At 49.9% G+C, this 15,790-nt stretch carries 23 protein-coding genes; 2 read left to right on the top strand and 21 right to left on the bottom strand.

Going from position 1 to position 15,790, the window contains the following annotated elements; genetic code table 11:
* Positions 1 to 145: 145 nt before the first annotated feature.
* Together MKZ15_RS20285 and MKZ15_RS20290 are read right to left on the bottom strand one after the other, a co-directional pair.
* Entirely contained in the window at positions 146 to 376 is a 231-nt protein-coding gene (locus MKZ15_RS20285) for a hypothetical protein (RefSeq protein ID WP_059040349.1), read from the bottom strand.
* A gap of 84 nt (positions 377 to 460) precedes the next feature.
* Positions 461 to 1,081, bottom strand: coding sequence for a stage II sporulation protein M (locus tag MKZ15_RS20290; protein ID WP_339817675.1), 621 nt, complete (start codon positions 1,079 to 1,081; stop codon positions 461 to 463).
* A gap of 126 nt (positions 1,082 to 1,207) precedes the next feature.
* Here MKZ15_RS20290 and pdaB point away from each other — a divergent pair, with 126 nt between their 5' ends.
* Complete coding sequence (gene pdaB / locus MKZ15_RS20295; protein ID WP_339817677.1) at positions 1,208 to 2,017, top strand: polysaccharide deacetylase family sporulation protein PdaB; 810 nt, start codon at positions 1,208 to 1,210, stop codon at positions 2,015 to 2,017.
* A 21-nt stretch (positions 2,018 to 2,038) separates the two neighbouring features.
* Here pdaB and MKZ15_RS20300 read toward each other — a convergent pair whose 3' ends face one another.
* On the bottom strand, positions 2,039 to 2,647 hold the full coding sequence (locus tag MKZ15_RS20300; protein ID WP_213624137.1) for a KinB-signaling pathway activation protein: 609 nt from the start codon (positions 2,645 to 2,647) through the stop codon (positions 2,039 to 2,041).
* Between the two features lie 138 nt (positions 2,648 to 2,785).
* On the opposite strand from MKZ15_RS20300, the gene gerD reads away from it, so the two are divergent.
* Positions 2,786 to 3,592, top strand: coding sequence for a spore germination lipoprotein GerD (gene gerD / locus MKZ15_RS20305; protein WP_155608400.1), 807 nt, complete (start codon positions 2,786 to 2,788; stop codon positions 3,590 to 3,592).
* 39 nt (positions 3,593 to 3,631) lie between these two features.
* On the opposite strand, the gene MKZ15_RS20310 is transcribed toward gerD, so the two are convergent.
* From MKZ15_RS20310 to MKZ15_RS20395, 18 genes are all read right to left on the bottom strand, one after another.
* Positions 3,632 to 4,747, bottom strand: a complete 1,116-nt coding sequence (locus tag MKZ15_RS20310; RefSeq protein WP_339817681.1) for an Mrp/NBP35 family ATP-binding protein — start codon at positions 4,745 to 4,747, stop codon at positions 3,632 to 3,634.
* A 64-nt stretch (positions 4,748 to 4,811) separates the two neighbouring features.
* Positions 4,812 to 5,582, bottom strand: a complete 771-nt coding sequence (gene cwlD, locus MKZ15_RS20315; RefSeq protein ID WP_155608399.1) for an N-acetylmuramoyl-L-alanine amidase CwlD — start codon at positions 5,580 to 5,582, stop codon at positions 4,812 to 4,814.
* 117 nt (positions 5,583 to 5,699) lie between these two features.
* The gene (gene sat, locus MKZ15_RS20320) at positions 5,700 to 6,869 is read right to left on the bottom strand and encodes a sulfate adenylyltransferase (RefSeq protein ID WP_339817684.1); all 1,170 of its coding nucleotides are present in this window, start codon (positions 6,867 to 6,869) and stop codon (positions 5,700 to 5,702) included.
* Positions 6,870 to 6,911: 42 nt separating this feature from the next.
* A complete protein-coding gene (locus MKZ15_RS20325; RefSeq protein ID WP_339817686.1) occupies positions 6,912 to 7,604 on the bottom strand; it encodes a phosphoadenylyl-sulfate reductase in 693 nt (230 codons plus the stop codon).
* A gap of 195 nt (positions 7,605 to 7,799) precedes the next feature.
* On the bottom strand, positions 7,800 to 8,693 hold the full coding sequence (locus MKZ15_RS20330; protein ID WP_339817689.1) for an FMN-binding protein: 894 nt from the start codon (positions 8,691 to 8,693) through the stop codon (positions 7,800 to 7,802).
* A gap of 161 nt (positions 8,694 to 8,854) precedes the next feature.
* The gene (rpsI, locus tag MKZ15_RS20335; RefSeq protein ID WP_068783673.1) at positions 8,855 to 9,247 is read right to left on the bottom strand and encodes a 30S ribosomal protein S9; all 393 of its coding nucleotides are present in this window, start codon (positions 9,245 to 9,247) and stop codon (positions 8,855 to 8,857) included.
* A gap of 20 nt (positions 9,248 to 9,267) precedes the next feature.
* Positions 9,268 to 9,705 (bottom strand): 50S ribosomal protein L13, encoded by a 438-nt coding sequence (gene rplM, locus MKZ15_RS20340; protein ID WP_155608393.1) that lies wholly within the window; start codon positions 9,703 to 9,705, stop codon positions 9,268 to 9,270.
* A 260-nt stretch (positions 9,706 to 9,965) separates the two neighbouring features.
* Entirely contained in the window at positions 9,966 to 10,277 is a 312-nt protein-coding gene (locus MKZ15_RS20345; RefSeq protein WP_155608392.1) for a zf-TFIIB domain-containing protein, read from the bottom strand.
* A gap of 86 nt (positions 10,278 to 10,363) precedes the next feature.
* Positions 10,364 to 11,143, bottom strand: a complete 780-nt coding sequence (gene truA / locus MKZ15_RS20350) for a tRNA pseudouridine(38-40) synthase TruA (protein ID WP_193418688.1) — start codon at positions 11,141 to 11,143, stop codon at positions 10,364 to 10,366.
* Positions 11,144 to 11,250: 107 nt separating this feature from the next.
* Positions 11,251 to 11,616: a 50S ribosomal protein L17 gene (rplQ, locus tag MKZ15_RS20355; protein WP_059040338.1), complete on the bottom strand. Its 366-nt coding sequence runs from the start codon at positions 11,614 to 11,616 to the stop codon at positions 11,251 to 11,253.
* Between the two features lie 37 nt (positions 11,617 to 11,653).
* Positions 11,654 to 12,598 carry a DNA-directed RNA polymerase subunit alpha gene (locus MKZ15_RS20360; protein ID WP_059040337.1) on the bottom strand — a complete coding sequence of 315 codons (945 nt, stop codon included), beginning with the start codon at positions 12,596 to 12,598 and terminating at the stop codon, positions 11,654 to 11,656.
* A gap of 132 nt (positions 12,599 to 12,730) precedes the next feature.
* Positions 12,731 to 13,126: a 30S ribosomal protein S11 gene (gene rpsK / locus MKZ15_RS20365; protein WP_018753969.1), complete on the bottom strand. Its 396-nt coding sequence runs from the start codon at positions 13,124 to 13,126 to the stop codon at positions 12,731 to 12,733.
* Between the two features lie 19 nt (positions 13,127 to 13,145).
* Complete coding sequence (gene rpsM, locus MKZ15_RS20370; RefSeq protein WP_036712625.1) at positions 13,146 to 13,514, bottom strand: 30S ribosomal protein S13; 369 nt, start codon at positions 13,512 to 13,514, stop codon at positions 13,146 to 13,148.
* A gap of 21 nt (positions 13,515 to 13,535) precedes the next feature.
* A complete protein-coding gene (rpmJ, locus tag MKZ15_RS20375; RefSeq protein ID WP_003333770.1) occupies positions 13,536 to 13,649 on the bottom strand; it encodes a 50S ribosomal protein L36 in 114 nt (37 codons plus the stop codon).
* 163 nt (positions 13,650 to 13,812) lie between these two features.
* Positions 13,813 to 14,028 (bottom strand): translation initiation factor IF-1, encoded by a 216-nt coding sequence (gene infA / locus MKZ15_RS20380; RefSeq protein ID WP_193418686.1) that lies wholly within the window; start codon positions 14,026 to 14,028, stop codon positions 13,813 to 13,815.
* A 2-nt stretch (positions 14,029 to 14,030) separates the two neighbouring features.
* Positions 14,031 to 14,345: a KOW domain-containing RNA-binding protein gene (locus MKZ15_RS20385; protein ID WP_155608389.1), complete on the bottom strand. Its 315-nt coding sequence runs from the start codon at positions 14,343 to 14,345 to the stop codon at positions 14,031 to 14,033.
* Positions 14,346 to 14,348: 3 nt separating this feature from the next.
* Complete coding sequence (gene map / locus MKZ15_RS20390; protein WP_059040334.1) at positions 14,349 to 15,101, bottom strand: type I methionyl aminopeptidase; 753 nt, start codon at positions 15,099 to 15,101, stop codon at positions 14,349 to 14,351.
* Positions 15,102 to 15,106: 5 nt separating this feature from the next.
* Entirely contained in the window at positions 15,107 to 15,751 is a 645-nt protein-coding gene (locus MKZ15_RS20395) for an adenylate kinase (RefSeq protein WP_155608388.1), read from the bottom strand.
* Positions 15,752 to 15,790 lie beyond the last annotated feature (39 nt).

Below are 15,790 nucleotides of genomic sequence, written 5' to 3' on the forward strand. Positions count from 1 at the left end.
ATCACAGTCGGCAAGCTTTTTGCAAGAGGTTCGACCAAACTTTTTTCTTACCAATGTCTTCCTGCCTTCTGCAGCTTGTCCCCCAAAACTGGGACGAATGCTAATTTACCATAAGGGCGGTCCCGCCGTCAACCCCAAACTTAGCCTATTCTCTAGCTTGCGGGAAACGAGCGCGGCGGGCGTATTTCGATAATTCCTTGGAGGGTGCAAATCGGGCATACATACGGAAGATCGTTTTGTACCGATTGGCGATGGCATGCCGGATATCCTGATCCAGCCGGGTATCGCTCATATCCAATAGCATCTCATCTAGCTCTTTTCGCAGCACATAGTCGAGTTCTTTGCATTCTTTGTCGCTAAACAACATTCCCAGCACGCGCAACACTCCTTATTCAGCCATTGTTATAAGGTATAGGTCCTTCTAAAGACGCTTTAATGTTATGCTCACTTTTTGGGAAAATTATGAATGTTGGGCCAAATAAAAGGTTAACGTACTCTCAATGACCGCGGCGATCAGCAGCATTCCAACGATCCAGATCGCTCCCCGGCCGGCAGAGATCAAAAAGCCCCTCCAGTCGACTGTACGTTCAGAAGCGTCTCTAGAGCCGACCTCCCCCAAGCTTTTAAGAATCAGATATCCGAATTGCATCCCGAAGCCGGCTGCGATCAGAATGGCGGGGATTTCGATGACGCCATGAGGAAGCAATCCCCGTACGATCAGATTCAAAACATTTCCTCCTTCAGCCCCAGCTGCCGTCACCACAAACCCCAGTACCAAGCCGTTCATCAGCAGGAAGAAAGCCGGCAATATCCCGAAAATGGCCCCCAGCAAAATGACCATAATACTTTTTACCGCATTATTGAAGAAAATAAACAGAAAAAAGTTCAGTTCAGGATGATCGGACTGCGCCAAACTCCGGCTAATCTCGCCAAGCCGCTCGATGTCAGGCATAACCCAACGGGTGATCAGATCCACATTTCCTGCTCCCAGCGCCACTCCTGCTGCAAAAATGAGAATCGAAAGAAGCATTGCCCTCTTATATTTGCGTAAATCACTTCCAAATCCACGGATCGAAAACATCGCATCAGGTCTCCTTCAAATATGTAATCGACGTAAAGCGTCATAAAGCTTTGGAACAAGCATACATTGGTACAAGCGGATCAGTTCAAGATCATTCATTCTGATGACGAGAGGGGCTTACTGTTCATGAACAACTTCTTCTATGTCCTTAACGGGAAGAAAATCAAACGCTTTTTCTTTGTTTTCGCCGCGGCCCTCTTTGCTGCCGGCGTCATTTACGTGGAACAAGGGCAGGTTACGGTGTTTTCCGAGGAAAGCGCCCCGTCGGCCATTTATAGCGTGTCCACGAACAAAAAAGTCATAGCCCTCACCTTCGATATCAGTTGGGGCGATACGCGGGCCGAGCCGATTCTCAAAGTGTTAAAGGAGAAGAACGTGCAAAAAGCGACCTTCTTCCTATCTTCCCCCTGGAGCAAGACCCATCCGGAAATCGTTAAGGCGATTCAGCAGCAAGGCTTTGAAATCGGAAGCCACGGGCATAAACACACGAATTACAGCAGCCTGAGCGATAAGGAAATATCCCGGCAAATTTCCACGGCCCACACGATTCTGACCGAAGTGACCGGCCAAGCTCCCAAGCTGCTGCGGCTTCCCAACGGCGACTTCGACAAGCGCGTGCTAAAGATCGCCGCAAATCAAGGCTATAAGGTCATTCAGTGGGATACCGACTCCCAGGATTGGATGAATAAAGGCGTGCAGACCATCGTCGATCGCGTCGTAAAAAAAGCCCATCCGGGAGACATCGTTCTCCTGCATGCCAGCGATTCGGTCAAGCAGACGCAGGAGGCGCTGCCGATTATCATTGACGAGCTGCGCAAGCAAGGCTATGAATTCGTAACCGTAACGGATCTGCTACAGGAAGCCAGCGTGCAGGGCAATGAAGTTCGCGACCAAGCCTGGCTTCAGGAGCAATTGGAATACGCCGCCGGGTGGTAATTGGCAGCAAAAAAGCCCAGTCTAGGCTGGGCTTTTTTGGGTTTTCGAATTTCCCGAACTCAGAACTCGCTGTAAAATCAAAATTTGATAAGCATTGCAAGCGATTAAAGGCGCAACAATCCAAGCAGTCGCGGAATTAACGCCAATTTTCAATACGCCAACGGTCTCAACAATCGTTACGGCAATCATGAAGAACAGTGTGGGAATCCAGGCGGTTGCATTCGTCAACTTCGCCTTATAAAAGGCGGTACCGGCAGCCACAATAAGAAGAATGATGCCTAATACGAGGTCGAATACCCCCTCTTGTTCGCCGCCTACAAAAATCCGGAAGAACATCAGCTCCAGCAGCGCCAAGGCGGTCAAAACCAACTGTATGTATTGCCACGTTCTTTTGGAAAAAACGCCATTCCCCATATAATTGATCATTAAATATGCGAAAAAGCCCATCTGGGAATATACACTTACCATGACGCCGACGCCCAACAAGATCCCGACATTCACCAAAATATCAGTTAGGCCCTTGTATTGCAGCGTATCCGTCCATTGCAACAGCAAACCGACGATTAGCGATCCCGCCGCCCCAACGACCAAGGTGGTCCCAAATAAATAAAGCCATTTTTTTAAGTTCAAGCCCCTTACACCTCCACTAACGAAATATTTTACCAACGATCCCGGTAAAAAACCATTGTTTTTAAGCTTTTCGTTGGGATATTTCCGTTTTTAAGCCGCATACTAACTTCAGCAATGATGATAAGGAGGAAGGGAACCATGAAATGGCGGGGTACCCGTTGGATTTTATGCTTCTTATGCACATTTACTCTTCCGCTAGCCGCTTGCGGTTCTGAACAAAGCTCCTCCTCCTCTTCCCAAGGTGGAGGATATAAGGAAACGAAATCCATGGTCATCGATATCCTTAAGACAGATGAAGGTAAAAAGGCCATTTATGAGGCGCTAAGCACTCCCCCGAGCAGCAGTGAAAGCGGCAGCAGCGGCGGTGAGAGTGGCGGCGGCTCCGAATCGGGCTCCGATTCCGGGTCCGGCTCGGGCGGTTCCGGTGGAAGCGGTGGAAGCGGCGGCGGAACGTTTGGGGTAAAAATGATTCTTCCGTCCCAAACTTCCAACGAAGTCCGCATGGCGGTCAAGGAAACCATCACCTCACCGGAATATAAGAAGGAAATCGAGAAGATCATGACCGATCCGCAGTTTGCCGGAGACTTTGCTAAAGCGGTTAACTCGCAAAGCAAGGAGCTCCATATGCAATTGATCAAGGATCCGACGTATCAAAAATCCGTCAGCGATATTCTGAAATCGCCGGAAGTCATGAAGATGTTCCTTGATTTAACCAAAACGCCGGATTATCGCAAGCAATCGATGACCGTGATGCAGGAAGCAATGCAAAGTCCCTTGTTCAAGATGGAAGTCCTTGAGCTGTTAAAGACCGTCGTTCAAGAGCAACTGCAACCGAAGGTAGAAAAAGAGCCGAAACAAAATGAAGGCGGCGGTTCTAGCGATGACGGCGGAGAAGGCGGCCAAAGTAAAGATGGCGGCAATAGTGGTGGCGGCGGAGGTTCCTAACCTGAAGCCCATCACAAAAAAAGACTGGCCCGTAATGGGTCAGTCTTTTTCGCATATAAGGGTAATGCGCTGAGCCAGTTCATCGTACAGTCGGCCGACGGAGGAGTCTGATTTATACACGGATGGAGAAAAATCCGGTTCCGACGGATAGTTGTCCGGCGCTCCGAGTGGAATTTGCGCCAGCAGTTCCGTATGCAGAGACTCCGCCAATCGAGCGCCCCCGCCGCGGCCGAAGATATAATCCTTATCGCCGCATTTGGAGCATTCGTAGTAGGCCATATTTTCGACGACGCCCAGCACTTCATGCTCGGTACGCAGGGCCATCGTCCCTGCCCGAGCGGCGACGAATGCTGCCGTAGCATGCGGCGTCGTTACGATGATCTCCCGGCTCTGCGGAATCATCTGGTGTACATCCAGGGCAATGTCGCCCGTGCCCGGCGGGAAATCAAGCAGCAAATAATCCAGCTCGCCCCACCGGACGTCGCTGAAGAATTGCCGGAGCATCTTGCCAAGCATCGGTCCGCGCCATATCACGGGGTTATTGTCCTGGATAAAGAAGCCCATCGACATCACTTTGACCCCAAACCGTTCGACCGGTACAATTTCACCATCCTCGATAAGCGGCGCTTCCTCAATCCCCATCATGTCAGGGACGCTAAAGCCGTAAATGTCGGCGTCTATCAATCCGACCTTCTTGCCTTGCCGCGCCAGAGCCACTGCCAAATTGACCGTGACCGTCGATTTGCCAACCCCGCCCTTGCCGCTGGCTATGGCTATAAATTGAACGCCGGACCTCGGATCAAGAATCGGCAGCTGTTCCAATCCGGCCCCATGACCTTTTAGTTCTTCCCGCTCGCTTTGAGCCGGTTCAGATGGATGGCGGGCCGAGCTGAATGCGGCCTCCCTCTCCTGTTCCGATGCTTCACGGAAACGGAGATGAACCTCCCCCACGCCTGCTTCGGATAAGCGAAAGCGGATGTCTCGTTCTGCTTCGGCCTGCGCTTCGCTGCCTTTCTCAAAGCCGACAACCGTTAACGATACGCGGCCTTCCTTGATCATGATGTCGCGAATCCACTGCAATTCCACCAGGCTGAGACCCGTGGTTGGTTCGGCTACAGGGCGCAATGCCGCCTGAAGCTGCTCCTTCGTTATCACTGACAGCACCTCGACTTCATCAGATAATTAACTTAGCTGGTCCATTATGAGGTATATTATATCATTACCTGACATCGTCTGCCGGGGTTTGTACTTTTTCGCCGGAATAATATCGCAGGATCCCCTGATAAATTGAGGCGGCTACTTTTCGCTGGTACGTTTCGCTGCCGAGCAATTCCGCTTCCCCCGGATTAGACAAGAAACCAACCTCCACCAGCACGGAAGGAATATGTACCGCTTCAAGCAGATACACCTTCTTGTCCGAACGATTGGCGACCCGATCGGTGTTTTCCAGATTCCGCCTTAACTCTTCTTGTACGAGGGCGGCCAAATTAGCGCTATTTTCGTGATTGGGGTAGTAGAAAGTTTGCGCGCCCCTCCAGCGTGGCGAAGGGATGCTGTTCATGTGGATACTCACAAGCAGATCGGCCTGCCGCTCCTCAATGAAGCGGACGCGGGTTTTCAAGTCCTCTGTCTTCCGTTTGCTGTAGCCCTTCGTGTTCCCGCCCGCCAGGTCTTTGTCCTCCTCGCGCGTCATAACGACAACCGCACCGGCCTGCTGCAAATAGTCGCGCAGGTATAAGGAGACCGCTAAATTGATATCTTTCTCAATCAGCCCCTGTTTGCTGCTGGCTCCGCCGTCCGGCCCGCCGTGGCCCGCATCCAGAGCGATAATCTGACCCGCCAACGGCAGACTCCAGTAATTCCATGCTTTCTGCGACGGCACGTGGTAGAAAGCCATCCCGAGGATCATGGCAGCAAGGCCGACGCCGATCAGCGCTATTTTGATGTGGTTCAGGGAAATCCATAACGTCACCTTATCTCGATCGCGCATAAAAAAAGCCACCTTTCTCCTTCATGACATTACTCATGATATGGGACAAGGTGGACAAATATGACTCTTGGAGGCCCTTTAAGCGGTTTGAACTTGCACTTAAAGCCAGATGCGCGTTTAGTTGTGGACCTGCTGCTTCATCCCGTCAATCAGGACCTCGGCAACCTCGGGCCGGGTAAATTCAGGCGGCGGGCAGATCCCATCACGCAGCAATCCGCGAACCTTCGTACCGGATAAGGTCAAATGATCTTCTTTCGAATGCGGGCAAGTTTTGCTGGAAGCCATATTCCCGCACTTCGTGCAGAAGAAACTATGTTCAAAGAATAGGGGAGAGATCCCCAACTCCTCGGGAGTGAAATTCGAGAAAATTTCCTGTGCCTCATACGTGCCATAGTAATCGCCAACACCCGCATGATCTCGGCCAACGATAAAATGGGTGCACCCGTAGTTTTTGCGTACCATTGCATGAAAAATCGCTTCACGCGGTCCGGCATAGCGCATTGCTGCAGGGAAAACGCCCAGAAACGTACGGTCTGCGGGGTAATAGTTATCCAGTAGGGTCAAATAGCTCTTCATCCGGACATCCGCAGGTACGTCATCCGATTTGGTTTCACCCACTAGCGGATTAAGAAATAAGGCATCCACGATTTCCATTGCACTTTTCTGGATATATTCGTGAGCCCGATGAACCGGATTCCGAGTCTGAAAACCAACGACGGTCTTCCACCCCTTCTCGGCAAAAATACGACGCGTCTCGGCTGGATCGAAATAAAACTCCTTGAAGCGTGCCGGTTCTGGACGATTTAACACCTGAACAGAGCCACCGACATAGTATGGGGAGCGCTCAAGCAGTTTCTTAACCCCGGGATGCTCGGAATCATCGGTTTTGAATACCTTCCGCGCTTCCTCCGCCTGATCAACATGATATACGCTGCCAATTTCCAAAAGGCCGTAGATGACCCCGTCCTGTTCCCCAACCAAGGCAACCTGCTCTCCGATCTCTAGGCCTTCCGCCTGCTCACGGGCGACGGAGAGGGTGATCGGGATGCTCCAGACCGTTCCGTTCGCTAGCCGCATGCGGTCGACAACGGATCGATAATCTTCTTCGTTCATAAATCCAGTTAATGGCGAAAAAGCACCTACCCCAATGAGGTCGAGGTCGGATATGGCCCAGTTACTGATCGGAATAGCCGGAAGTCCCTTAGCTGTCTCCAAGAGATGATCCCGTTGCTCTCCAGTAACCAGTCGATGTACTAAGCTTCCGCCATGTGGTAATATTGTCGTCACCCGTATCTCCTCCACTTTTGAAATCTTCCGAATCCGTCCGTTTTATTTATGCAGGCCACATTCCGTCTTCTCCGTACCGGACCAGCGTCCCGCACGAGGGTCTTCGCCAGGCATTACCTGACGCGTACAATATTCACAGCCAATGCTGGGATAATTGCGGTCATGCAAAGGATTATAAATGAGCTCATGTTCACGAATATAATTCCATACGTCATCGGATGTCCAATGCGCGATTGGATTAAACTTGACCAGTCCGAACTTGGCATCGTATTCGATTTTCTTCGCATTCGCTCGAGTTGGGGCCTGATCGCGGCGAATCCCTGTAATCCAGGCCTCATAGCGCCCCAAAACCCGTGTCAGTGGTTCAACCTTACGTACATTACAGCAGGCGTTTGGATCCGACTTCCACAGTTCCTCCCCATACTGGGCCGCCTGTTCCTCCGGCGTCAGTTTCGGCGATACCCGAACGAATTCCAGCCCGTATTTGGCAGCAATCGCATCCCTTGTCTCATAAGTTTCTTTAAAATGAAAGTCCGTGTCCAAGTAAAAAATGTCGGTGGATGGGCTGATTTGTTGCAGCATATCCACCAGAACGACATCCTCGGCGCCAAAGCTGCAGGCAAAGGTGATATTCGGAAACGTTTCAACCGCCCAGGCGATGATTTCTTGGGGTGTGGATGACTCGAACTCGTCGGCCTTGGCCGCAATCAACTGCTCTTTTTCCAATAGATTCACTTTCCTCAGACCTCCCGCATTAAGCTAAACATGGTAAATCAAAACATTATTCCAACTAATCTGATTAGAATTATATTTTTAAGTATATGTCATTCGCCTTATAAGTCAATACTAAAAAAACCAAAATGAAAAAAAGACCTAACCTCTCCATAGAGAAGCCAGGTCACTAGTTATCCTATTAGTCGTCCTATCCAATTATTCTTCGATTTTGATCGCTTTTAACTCCATGTCGCCGACTTCGGCCATGTCGTCCAATGCGTATTCTACAAGCGCAGAAAAGTTATTGGAGGATGTAGTCGCTCCAGCAATGGCGTCAACGTCGCCGATCAATTGCTTATCGACAAGTTGTTTCTCAAGCTCTTCGGTGTATTTCGCTGGATAGGTTCCCGATTTAGGTTCCATAGCGGCTTTATAATCTGCGTCTTCGGTTTTCAGCTTGCCTTCCTCATTCACGTAGTCAAAAGCAACGGAATCGACCTTGTGGTCCTTGATGGTCAGCTCTAGCTGCGGTTTCCAGCCATGGTCGTCAAACGCATCGGCCTCAACCTTGTAGGTGCCATCTTCGTACAGATTAACGATCGCATCACTGGTATCACCCGTCTTGGCATGTTCCAAAGCGGCAGCAGCCAGCTCGTTGAAGTTTCTGGAAGAGTGCGTAGCACCTGTCACGGCATCTACCTTCGCTGCATCTTGAACCTCAACCAGTTTACCTCCGAGTTGATCGAAAGCTTCCCGCGGTGTCATTTTATTAGCCGCTTTAAATGCACTCGTGTAGTTCTCGTCGTTGGTGCGCAAATCGCCGTTTTCATTTGTATAGTCGTAGTAAGCTTTCTCGATCTTGCCGTCCTTCACGGTAACCTCGACATACGCCGTCCAATTCCGGACGTCCTTGCGGTCATAGATCCCTTTGTACGTACCATCTTGATACGTACCGGTGGCCGCCGAGTTATTGGTTGTCGCAGCGGCGTCATTCGAGCCATTGTTGCTTGTCGTTGCATTATTAGCGGCTTCTTTGTTATTTCCTCCGCACGCCGTTAATGCCAGGGCAAGAATAAGGACTGTCCCAACGATTTTCATGCTTTTCTTCAAAATAATTACCCCCACTATCTTGTTGTCATTTCCAAGAAGATGGTAACATGGTTGACAGGTAATGTATGTGAATTATTGCACATTGTTACATCGAGCGCAGATAGCATAAAAAAGCCCTTTTCCGCGTAACGGAAAAGGGCTTTTCGAATGCAAAGTAAAGATTAACGTTTCGAGAACTGAGGAGCACGGCGAGCTGCTTTGAGGCCGTATTTCTTACGTTCTTTCATCCGTGGGTCACGAGTCAGGAATCCTGCTTTCTTCAATGCAGGACGGAATTCCGGATCTGCCTTAAGCAGAGCACGGGAAATCCCGTGGCGGATTGCGCCGGCTTGACCGGAGATCCCGCCACCATGAGCGATGACGATTACGTCGTAGTTACCGAGCGTTTCCGTCAAAGTCAACGGTTGTTTTACGATCAGCTTCAGCGTTTCCAGACCAAAATATTCGTTGATGTCGCGTTTATTGATGACAATGCGTCCTTCACCCGGTACAAGGCGAACACGTGCTACCGAATGTTTACGACGACCTGTCCCATAGTATTGTACTTGTGCCATGAAACTGTCCTCCCTTTTAATTATCCGCGAAGTTCGTAAACTTCAGGTTTTTGTGCCGCATGTGGATGCTCTGTGCCAGCGTAAGCTTTCAGTCTCAGCTTCATTTTCTCGCCTTGGCGAGTTTTAGGCAGCATGCCGTGAACGGCGGACTCGATTACACGTTCAGGTTTCGTTCTCAGCATATCTTTGGCAACGGTCACTTTCAAACCGCCCGGATGCAGGGAATGACGATAGTACTTTTTGTTATCCATCTTTTTGCCAGTCAAGGCAATTTTCTCCGCGTTAATGACGATAACAAAGTCACCGCCGTCAACATGTGGAGTGAATTGTGGTTTGTGTTTACCGCGGATAAGAGCAGCAGCTTCGCTAGCCAAGCGGCCCAGCGTTTTGCCTTCGGCATCGATAATGTGCCATTTGCGCTCTACTTCGGCTGGCTTCGCCATATAAGTGGTACGCATGTAAAGATCCTCCTTCAAGTTCGTCCGAAATGGTTCATCCTGCTGAAAACGATCTTGCTCTTCGGGTCGCTTGACCTCTCCAGCAGATTTATCTTCGATCGTTTCGTTCATGTTTAGCAAGCTTAAAATCTGACTTGAGCGGTTTTCTCGATTGGGGGCTGTGGGATAGCCATCAAGAAAACACAACTTTTATTTTACAGGAAGCGCAATTAATACGCAAGTCTTTTTTCAGAATATCCCCCAATAATCCGGGAACCTGATCAATCGAACAAATCTCCAAAGATGTCCAGCGCCGACTTCTTCTTCTTGGGCTTATAGTGTCCCTGCTGAGGGTATCCTGAAGACGACTTGGGCTTCTCATAATGTCCCGAGTTGCGGTGATCCTCGTATCGATCCTCCCGGTGCTCGTACCACTCGTTAAAAGCCGGTCGGATATCCCGAATTTCGCTCATCAGCTTCTCTAGCTCTCCACGGTCAAGCCATACGCCTTTGCAATCCGGACATACATCGATCAGAACGCCGTCTTTCTCCACTTCTCTCATACGCACATCGTTACATACTGGACATTTCAAGGTAAAACCCTCCTTAGATTCATCGAACTATCTTACTTTTTAATAAGTTACGGATAGCCGTCTCTAAGGTTTCAGTCTTCACACCTTCACCCCGATATTTCGTCATATTCGACACTCCAGAGCATAAGTCCCTTGCTTTCGGCCGTTGGGCCTGCGGCTTTCCGGTCCTTCGCCTCTAGAATCGTCTTCATGGATACCGGCGTGCGTTTACCTTCGCCTATTTCAAGTAACGTCCCTACGATGATTCTGACCATATGCTGCAGGAACCCGTTGCCGGTTACGTATAAATGGAGGATTCCCTGGCCCGTTGTGCCTGCTACATTCGCTGATGAATCCACTATCATCCGGGCATCATAAATGGTACGAACATGGCTGGCCTTCGTGGAGTGACGCGAAGCAAACGAGGTGTAATCATGGGTTCCAAGCAAGAAAGGCAGACTCTGCTGCATCGCCTCGATGTTCAACTTGCCTGGATGGTGAAACTGATAATTCCGTTGAAATACATCCGTGATTCGGTTGGCATTGATGGTATAGCGGTAGGTCTTACGTTTGGCCGAGCGCCGGGAATGAAAATCCAACGGGACTTCCCGAGCTGTTAATACGCGTATATCGGAAGGGAGCCGCCCGTTTAGCGCCAAACACCAGCGTTCCACAGGAATTTGCGAAGCGGTGTGAAAATGGAACGGTTGTTGCCGGGCATGTACCCCAGCATCCGTTCGCCCGGAACCATGGATCTTCAATTGTTCTCCCGTCAACTGACGGATGGCTTCCTCGATATGATCCTGAACCGTGTTTCCACCCGGCTGGGTTTGAAAACCGAAATAGTTCGTTCCGTCATAGCTGACGGTCATCAGCAAGTTGCGCATCGGTCCCTTCCTTTCTTGTTTGAATCCCAGTAAAAAAACTCTCCGAAAGCTTAGCCATAAGGCGAGCCGACAGAGAGTTTTACACGCTAGTTAGGGGATCCCCTGAATTATGCGCGGTCTACCAGTTCCAGGTAAACCATAGGTGCAGCGTCGCCGCGGCGAGGTCCCAGCTTCAGGATACGAGTGTATCCGCCTGGACGGCTGGAATAACGTGTTGCCAGTTCGTTGAACAGCTTTTGGATTGCATCCTGCTCGCCATCGATCGATTCGCGGCGAACATAAGCTGCCACTTGACGACGGGCGTGCAGGTCACCACGTTTTGCTTTGGTGATCAGTTTCTCAGCGATCGAACGAACTTCTTTCGCTTTCGCCTCCGTCGTTTGGATGCGTTCGTATAAGAACAGGTCGGTTACCAGGTCACGGAACAATGCTTTACGCGCGCTGGAATCGCGGCCCAACTTTTGGTATGCCATGAGTTTTCCCTCCTTCGCTAGAACGATTTAAGCTAACTTATTCTTCAGTACGCAATCCCAAACCAAGCTCTTCAAGCTTCTCTTGAACTTCCTCCAAAGATTTACGACCCAGGTTACGCACCTTCATCATATCTTCTTCGGTTTTCGTCGTCAGCTCTTGTACCGTATTAATGCCGGCACGTTTGAGGCAGTTATAGGAACGAACGGAGAGATCAAGCTCTTCAATCGTCATTTCAAGCACTTTTTCTTTCTTGTCTTCTTCCTTTTCGACCATGATTTCCGCGTCTTTCGCTTCGTCCGTTAAACCAACGAACAAGAAGAGATGCTCGGTCAAAATTTTGGCGCCGAGGCTAACCGCTTCTTCAGGTCTGATACTGCCATCGGTCCATACTTCAAGCGTAAGCTTGTCGTAGTTAGTCACTTGGCCAACCCGGGTGTTCTCCACCACGTAATTGACCCGTGTAATCGGGGTATAGATCGAATCGACGGGAATGACACCGATCGGTTGATCATCTCGTTTATTTCGATCTGCCTGAACGTAACCACGACCACGGCCTGCGTAAACGCGCATGTGGAGTCTCGAACCCGGTTCAAGCGTAGCAATATGCAAGTCCGGATTCAAAATTTCCACGTCGCTGTCCGCACGGATATCTCCTGCCGTTACGACTCCTTCGCCTTCTGCATCGATTTCGAGGATTTTTTCCTCATCCGAATGAATTTTCAGCGAGAGAGCCTTCAGGTTCAGAATGATCTCCGTAACGTCTTCCATAACGCCCGGTACGGTCGCGAATTCATGCAGAACTCCATCGATTTGGACCGAGGTTACCGCAGCACCCGGCAGAGAAGAGAGCAAAATCCGGCGAAGCGAGTTGCCCAGTGTGGTGCCATACCCACGTTCAAGTGGTTCTACTACAAATTTCCCATAGGTGCCTTCATCGTTAACTTCTACGGTCTCGATTTTTGGCTTTTCGATTTCTATCACGAAAGTACCCCTCCTTCAAAACGTCGTTCCTTTGAATCTGCCTATTTTGCTGAAGTTTGAAACGTAGTATGCCTAAACAACCATTGTTCCCAATTGACGCTGTTGTTATACCACGGCTTCAGCGCGGCTTCATTAAACGCGGCGGCGTTTTGGAGGACGGCAGCCGTTATGAGGAATTGGAGTAACGTCTTTGATCATGTTGACTTCAAGGCCTGCCGCTTGCAAGGAGCGGATAGCGGCCTCACGGCCAGCACCAGGGCCTTTAACCATAACCTCAACACTCTTCATGCCATGTTCCATCGCAGCTTTGGCAGCAGATTCAGCAGCCATTTGCGCGGCAAACGGAGTCGACTTACGGGAACCTTTAAATCCGAGGCCGCCGGAGCTGGCCCAGGAAATCGCATTACCATGCGGATCCGTAATGGTTACAATCGTATTATTGAAGGTGGAGCGAATATGAGCCACACCAGATTCAATATTTTTCCGGTCACGACGTTTTGTACGTACGACTTTTTTTGGTTTAGCCATTGTCTGTTATCCCCCCTTCTTATTTCTTCTTGTTCGCTACAGTACGACGAGGACCCTTACGAGTACGGGCATTCGTTTTCGTACGTTGTCCACGAACCGGCAAGCCGCGACGATGACGCACTCCGCGGTAGCAGCCAATCTCGATCAAACGTTTAATATTTAAGGAAATTTCACGACGCAGGTCGCCTTCAACCTTGACCGTTTTGTCGATCGTTTCGCGTAGTTTGCTAACCTCATCTTCCGTCAAATCACGAACACGAGTGTCCGGATTGATGCCTGTTGTGCTCAGGATTTTCTGGGAAGTCGTTTTACCGATTCCGAAAATGTAAGTTAAGGCGATCTCAACGCGTTTATCACGTGGCAAATCCACACCAGCTATACGTGCCATTTTACGCTACACCCCCTTCAATTAACCTTGTTTTTGTTTGTGTTTCGGATTTTCGCAAATCACCATGACATTGCCTTTGCGACGAATGACTTTGCATTTTTCGCAAATCGGCTTTACAGAAGGTCTTACCTTCATGCTGATTACCTCCTAAAAGTTTTACAGAAGTAAAACTGGGATCGAAAGCATACGCTTTGTTTTGCGAAGCAAAACTCGAATCGCAGGCATTCTAATCATAAACTACTCTCTGAAACAACTCAACCTGAATATTGTACCACAACTTTACCGTAATTGGTATAGTCTATTTGCGGTAAGTGATACGGCCTTTCGACAAATCATAAGGCGAAAGCTGAACGACCACTTTGTCCCCCGTCAAAATGCGGATAAAGTGCATCCGCAGCTTACCGGAAACGTGGGCGAGAATTTGATGCCCATTCTCCAGCTCCACTTTGAATGTAGCATTCGGCAATGGTTCAATGACCACGCCTTCGACTTCAATGACATCTTCTTTAGCCACAGTCAGTCTCCTTTCTCTTCAGCCATAGAATCGGCGGAGTTCTGATAAACAAGAACTGCATGCCGCAGTTTCCCGTTTGTCACCCGTCCGCTTTCCTGCAAACTATGAACAACCTCGCTGCTAACTATGGGCAGTAGCTCAAGATGCTGGGCGTTTTTACGTTTGGGTTCATCAAACTTGCGTTTGTTTCCATCCGCGATCCAGACGAATCTGTTGTCTAGAATCCCGACAATCACATAAATCGCCCCGGCATCTCTGCCTTTGAGAACTTTCACCAACTGACCGACCTGCGGCTCCGAGCGTTCTTTCACGTTCATCACCTACGCATTCAGCTTCGTGAAAATTTCCATTCCGTCCGGCGTTACAGCTACCGTGTGCTCAAAATGAGCGCAGAGGGAACCGTCGACCGTGACCACTGTCCAGTTGTCTTCCAGCGTTTTTACATATCGCTTCCCCATGTTAACCATCGGTTCGATCGCCAGGACCATCCCGGGCTTAAGCCGGGGCCCCCGGTCAGGCAAACCATAATTCGGAATTTGCGGTTCTTCGTGCAAGCTCGCGCCAATGCCGTGACCGACATATTCCCGAACGACGGAAAAACCGGCAGCTTCGATAAATTGCTGAATCGCATGCGAGATCGTGAACAATCGAACATCCGGTTTAACGAGCTCAAGGCCCGCATACAGAGATCCTTCGGTAACTTCCAAGAGCTTCTTGGCTTCCTCCGATATTTCGCCAACCGGATAAGTCCACGCCGAGTCCCCATGGAAACCACGATACTCCGCGCCGATATCTAAAGTGATGATATCGCCTTCGTTCAATTTGCGTTTGCCGGGAAATCCGTGTACCAATTCTTCGTTGACCGAAGCGCAAATGCTGTAAGGAAAACCGTTGTAACCTTTAAAGGATGGCACGGCGCCCTGACTGCGAATGTATTTATCGGCGAGTTGATCGAGTTCCCCCGTCGTAATTCCAGGCTCAATCGATTCCGCCATGAGCCTGTGCGTTTCCGCTACGATCCGCCCAGCTTCTCGCATAAAGCCTAGTTCCGTTTCGGATTTACAAATGATCATTACACCTAACCTCGCAGTAGTGACACGATTTCTTTCGAAACCGCATCGATTTCCTGTTCACCATCTACCTGACGCAACAGGCCTTTATCTTCGTAGAACTTCAGAAGCGGTGCGGTTTTGTTGATATATTCGTCCAAACGAGTGCCTACGCTCTCCTCGTTATCATCCGAGCGTTGGTACAACTCGCCGCCGCATTTATCACAAACACCCTCCTGCCCCGGAGGATTAAAGATCACATGATAAGTAGCACCGCAGGATTTGCAAATCCGGCGTCCGGTCAACCGCGCCAGCAGCTTGTTCCGGTCCACTTTCAGGTTGATGACGTGGTCCAGCTTGCGACCCAGGCCTTCAAGCAGCTCTTCCAGCGATTCCGCTTGCGAGAGGGTTCTTGGAAAACCATCCAATAAAAAACCTTTTTCGCAATCGGGCTGCTGCAAGCGTTCGCGAACAATCCCCACTGTCACATCATCAGGTACCAGAAGTCCCTGATCCATATATTCCTTCGCTTTCATCCCCACAGGTGTTCCCTGTTTGATTGCCAGGCGAAATGCGTCGCCAGTAGAGATATGAGGAATACCGAATTCGTTAACAATGACCTCGGCTTGTGTTCCTTTTCCTGCTCCGGGAGGCCCCATGAATAGTAGGTTCATGTTTCTCACTCCCTCCAAGACTTCTCTACAACAAGAAAT

Source organism: Paenibacillus sp. FSL R7-0216, from assembly GCF_037969915.1.
GTDB lineage: Bacteria > Bacillota > Bacilli > Paenibacillales > Paenibacillaceae > Fontibacillus > Fontibacillus rhizolycopersici.

What these genes read in the sequence shown, in the direction of transcription:
- MKZ15_RS20290 (WP_339817675.1), bottom strand. Translation starts at nt 1,081, where the DNA reads ATGTTTTCGATCCGTGGATTTGGAAGTGATTTACGCAAATATAAGAGG.
- pdaB (WP_339817677.1), top strand. Translation starts at nt 1,208, where the DNA reads ATGAACAACTTCTTCTATGTCCTTAACGGGAAGAAAATCAAACGCTTT.
- gerD (WP_155608400.1), top strand. Translation starts at nt 2,786, where the DNA reads ATGAAATGGCGGGGTACCCGTTGGATTTTATGCTTCTTATGCACATTT.
- cwlD (WP_155608399.1), bottom strand. Translation starts at nt 5,582, where the DNA reads ATGCGCGATCGAGATAAGGTGACGTTATGGATTTCCCTGAACCACATC.
- rpsI (WP_068783673.1), bottom strand. Translation starts at nt 9,247, where the DNA reads ATGGCACAAGTACAATACTATGGGACAGGTCGTCGTAAACATTCGGTA.
- rplM (WP_155608393.1), bottom strand. Translation starts at nt 9,705, where the DNA reads ATGCGTACCACTTATATGGCGAAGCCAGCCGAAGTAGAGCGCAAATGG.
- truA (WP_193418688.1), bottom strand. Translation starts at nt 11,143, where the DNA reads ATGCGCAACTTGCTGATGACCGTCAGCTATGACGGAACGAACTATTTC.
- rplQ (WP_059040338.1), bottom strand. Translation starts at nt 11,616, where the DNA reads ATGGCATACCAAAAGTTGGGCCGCGATTCCAGCGCGCGTAAAGCATTG.
- rpsK (WP_018753969.1), bottom strand. Translation starts at nt 13,126, where the DNA reads ATGGCTAAACCAAAAAAAGTCGTACGTACAAAACGTCGTGACCGGAAA.
- rpsM (WP_036712625.1), bottom strand. Translation starts at nt 13,514, where the DNA reads ATGGCACGTATAGCTGGTGTGGATTTGCCACGTGATAAACGCGTTGAG.
- rpmJ (WP_003333770.1), bottom strand. Translation starts at nt 13,649, where the DNA reads ATGAAGGTAAGACCTTCTGTAAAGCCGATTTGCGAAAAATGCAAAGTC.
- MKZ15_RS20385 (WP_155608389.1), bottom strand. Translation starts at nt 14,345, where the DNA reads ATGAACGTGAAAGAACGCTCGGAGCCGCAGGTCGGTCAGTTGGTGAAA.
- map (WP_059040334.1), bottom strand. Translation starts at nt 15,101, where the DNA reads ATGATCATTTGTAAATCCGAAACGGAACTAGGCTTTATGCGAGAAGCT.
- MKZ15_RS20395 (WP_155608388.1), bottom strand. Translation starts at nt 15,751, where the DNA reads ATGAACCTACTATTCATGGGGCCTCCCGGAGCAGGAAAAGGAACACAA.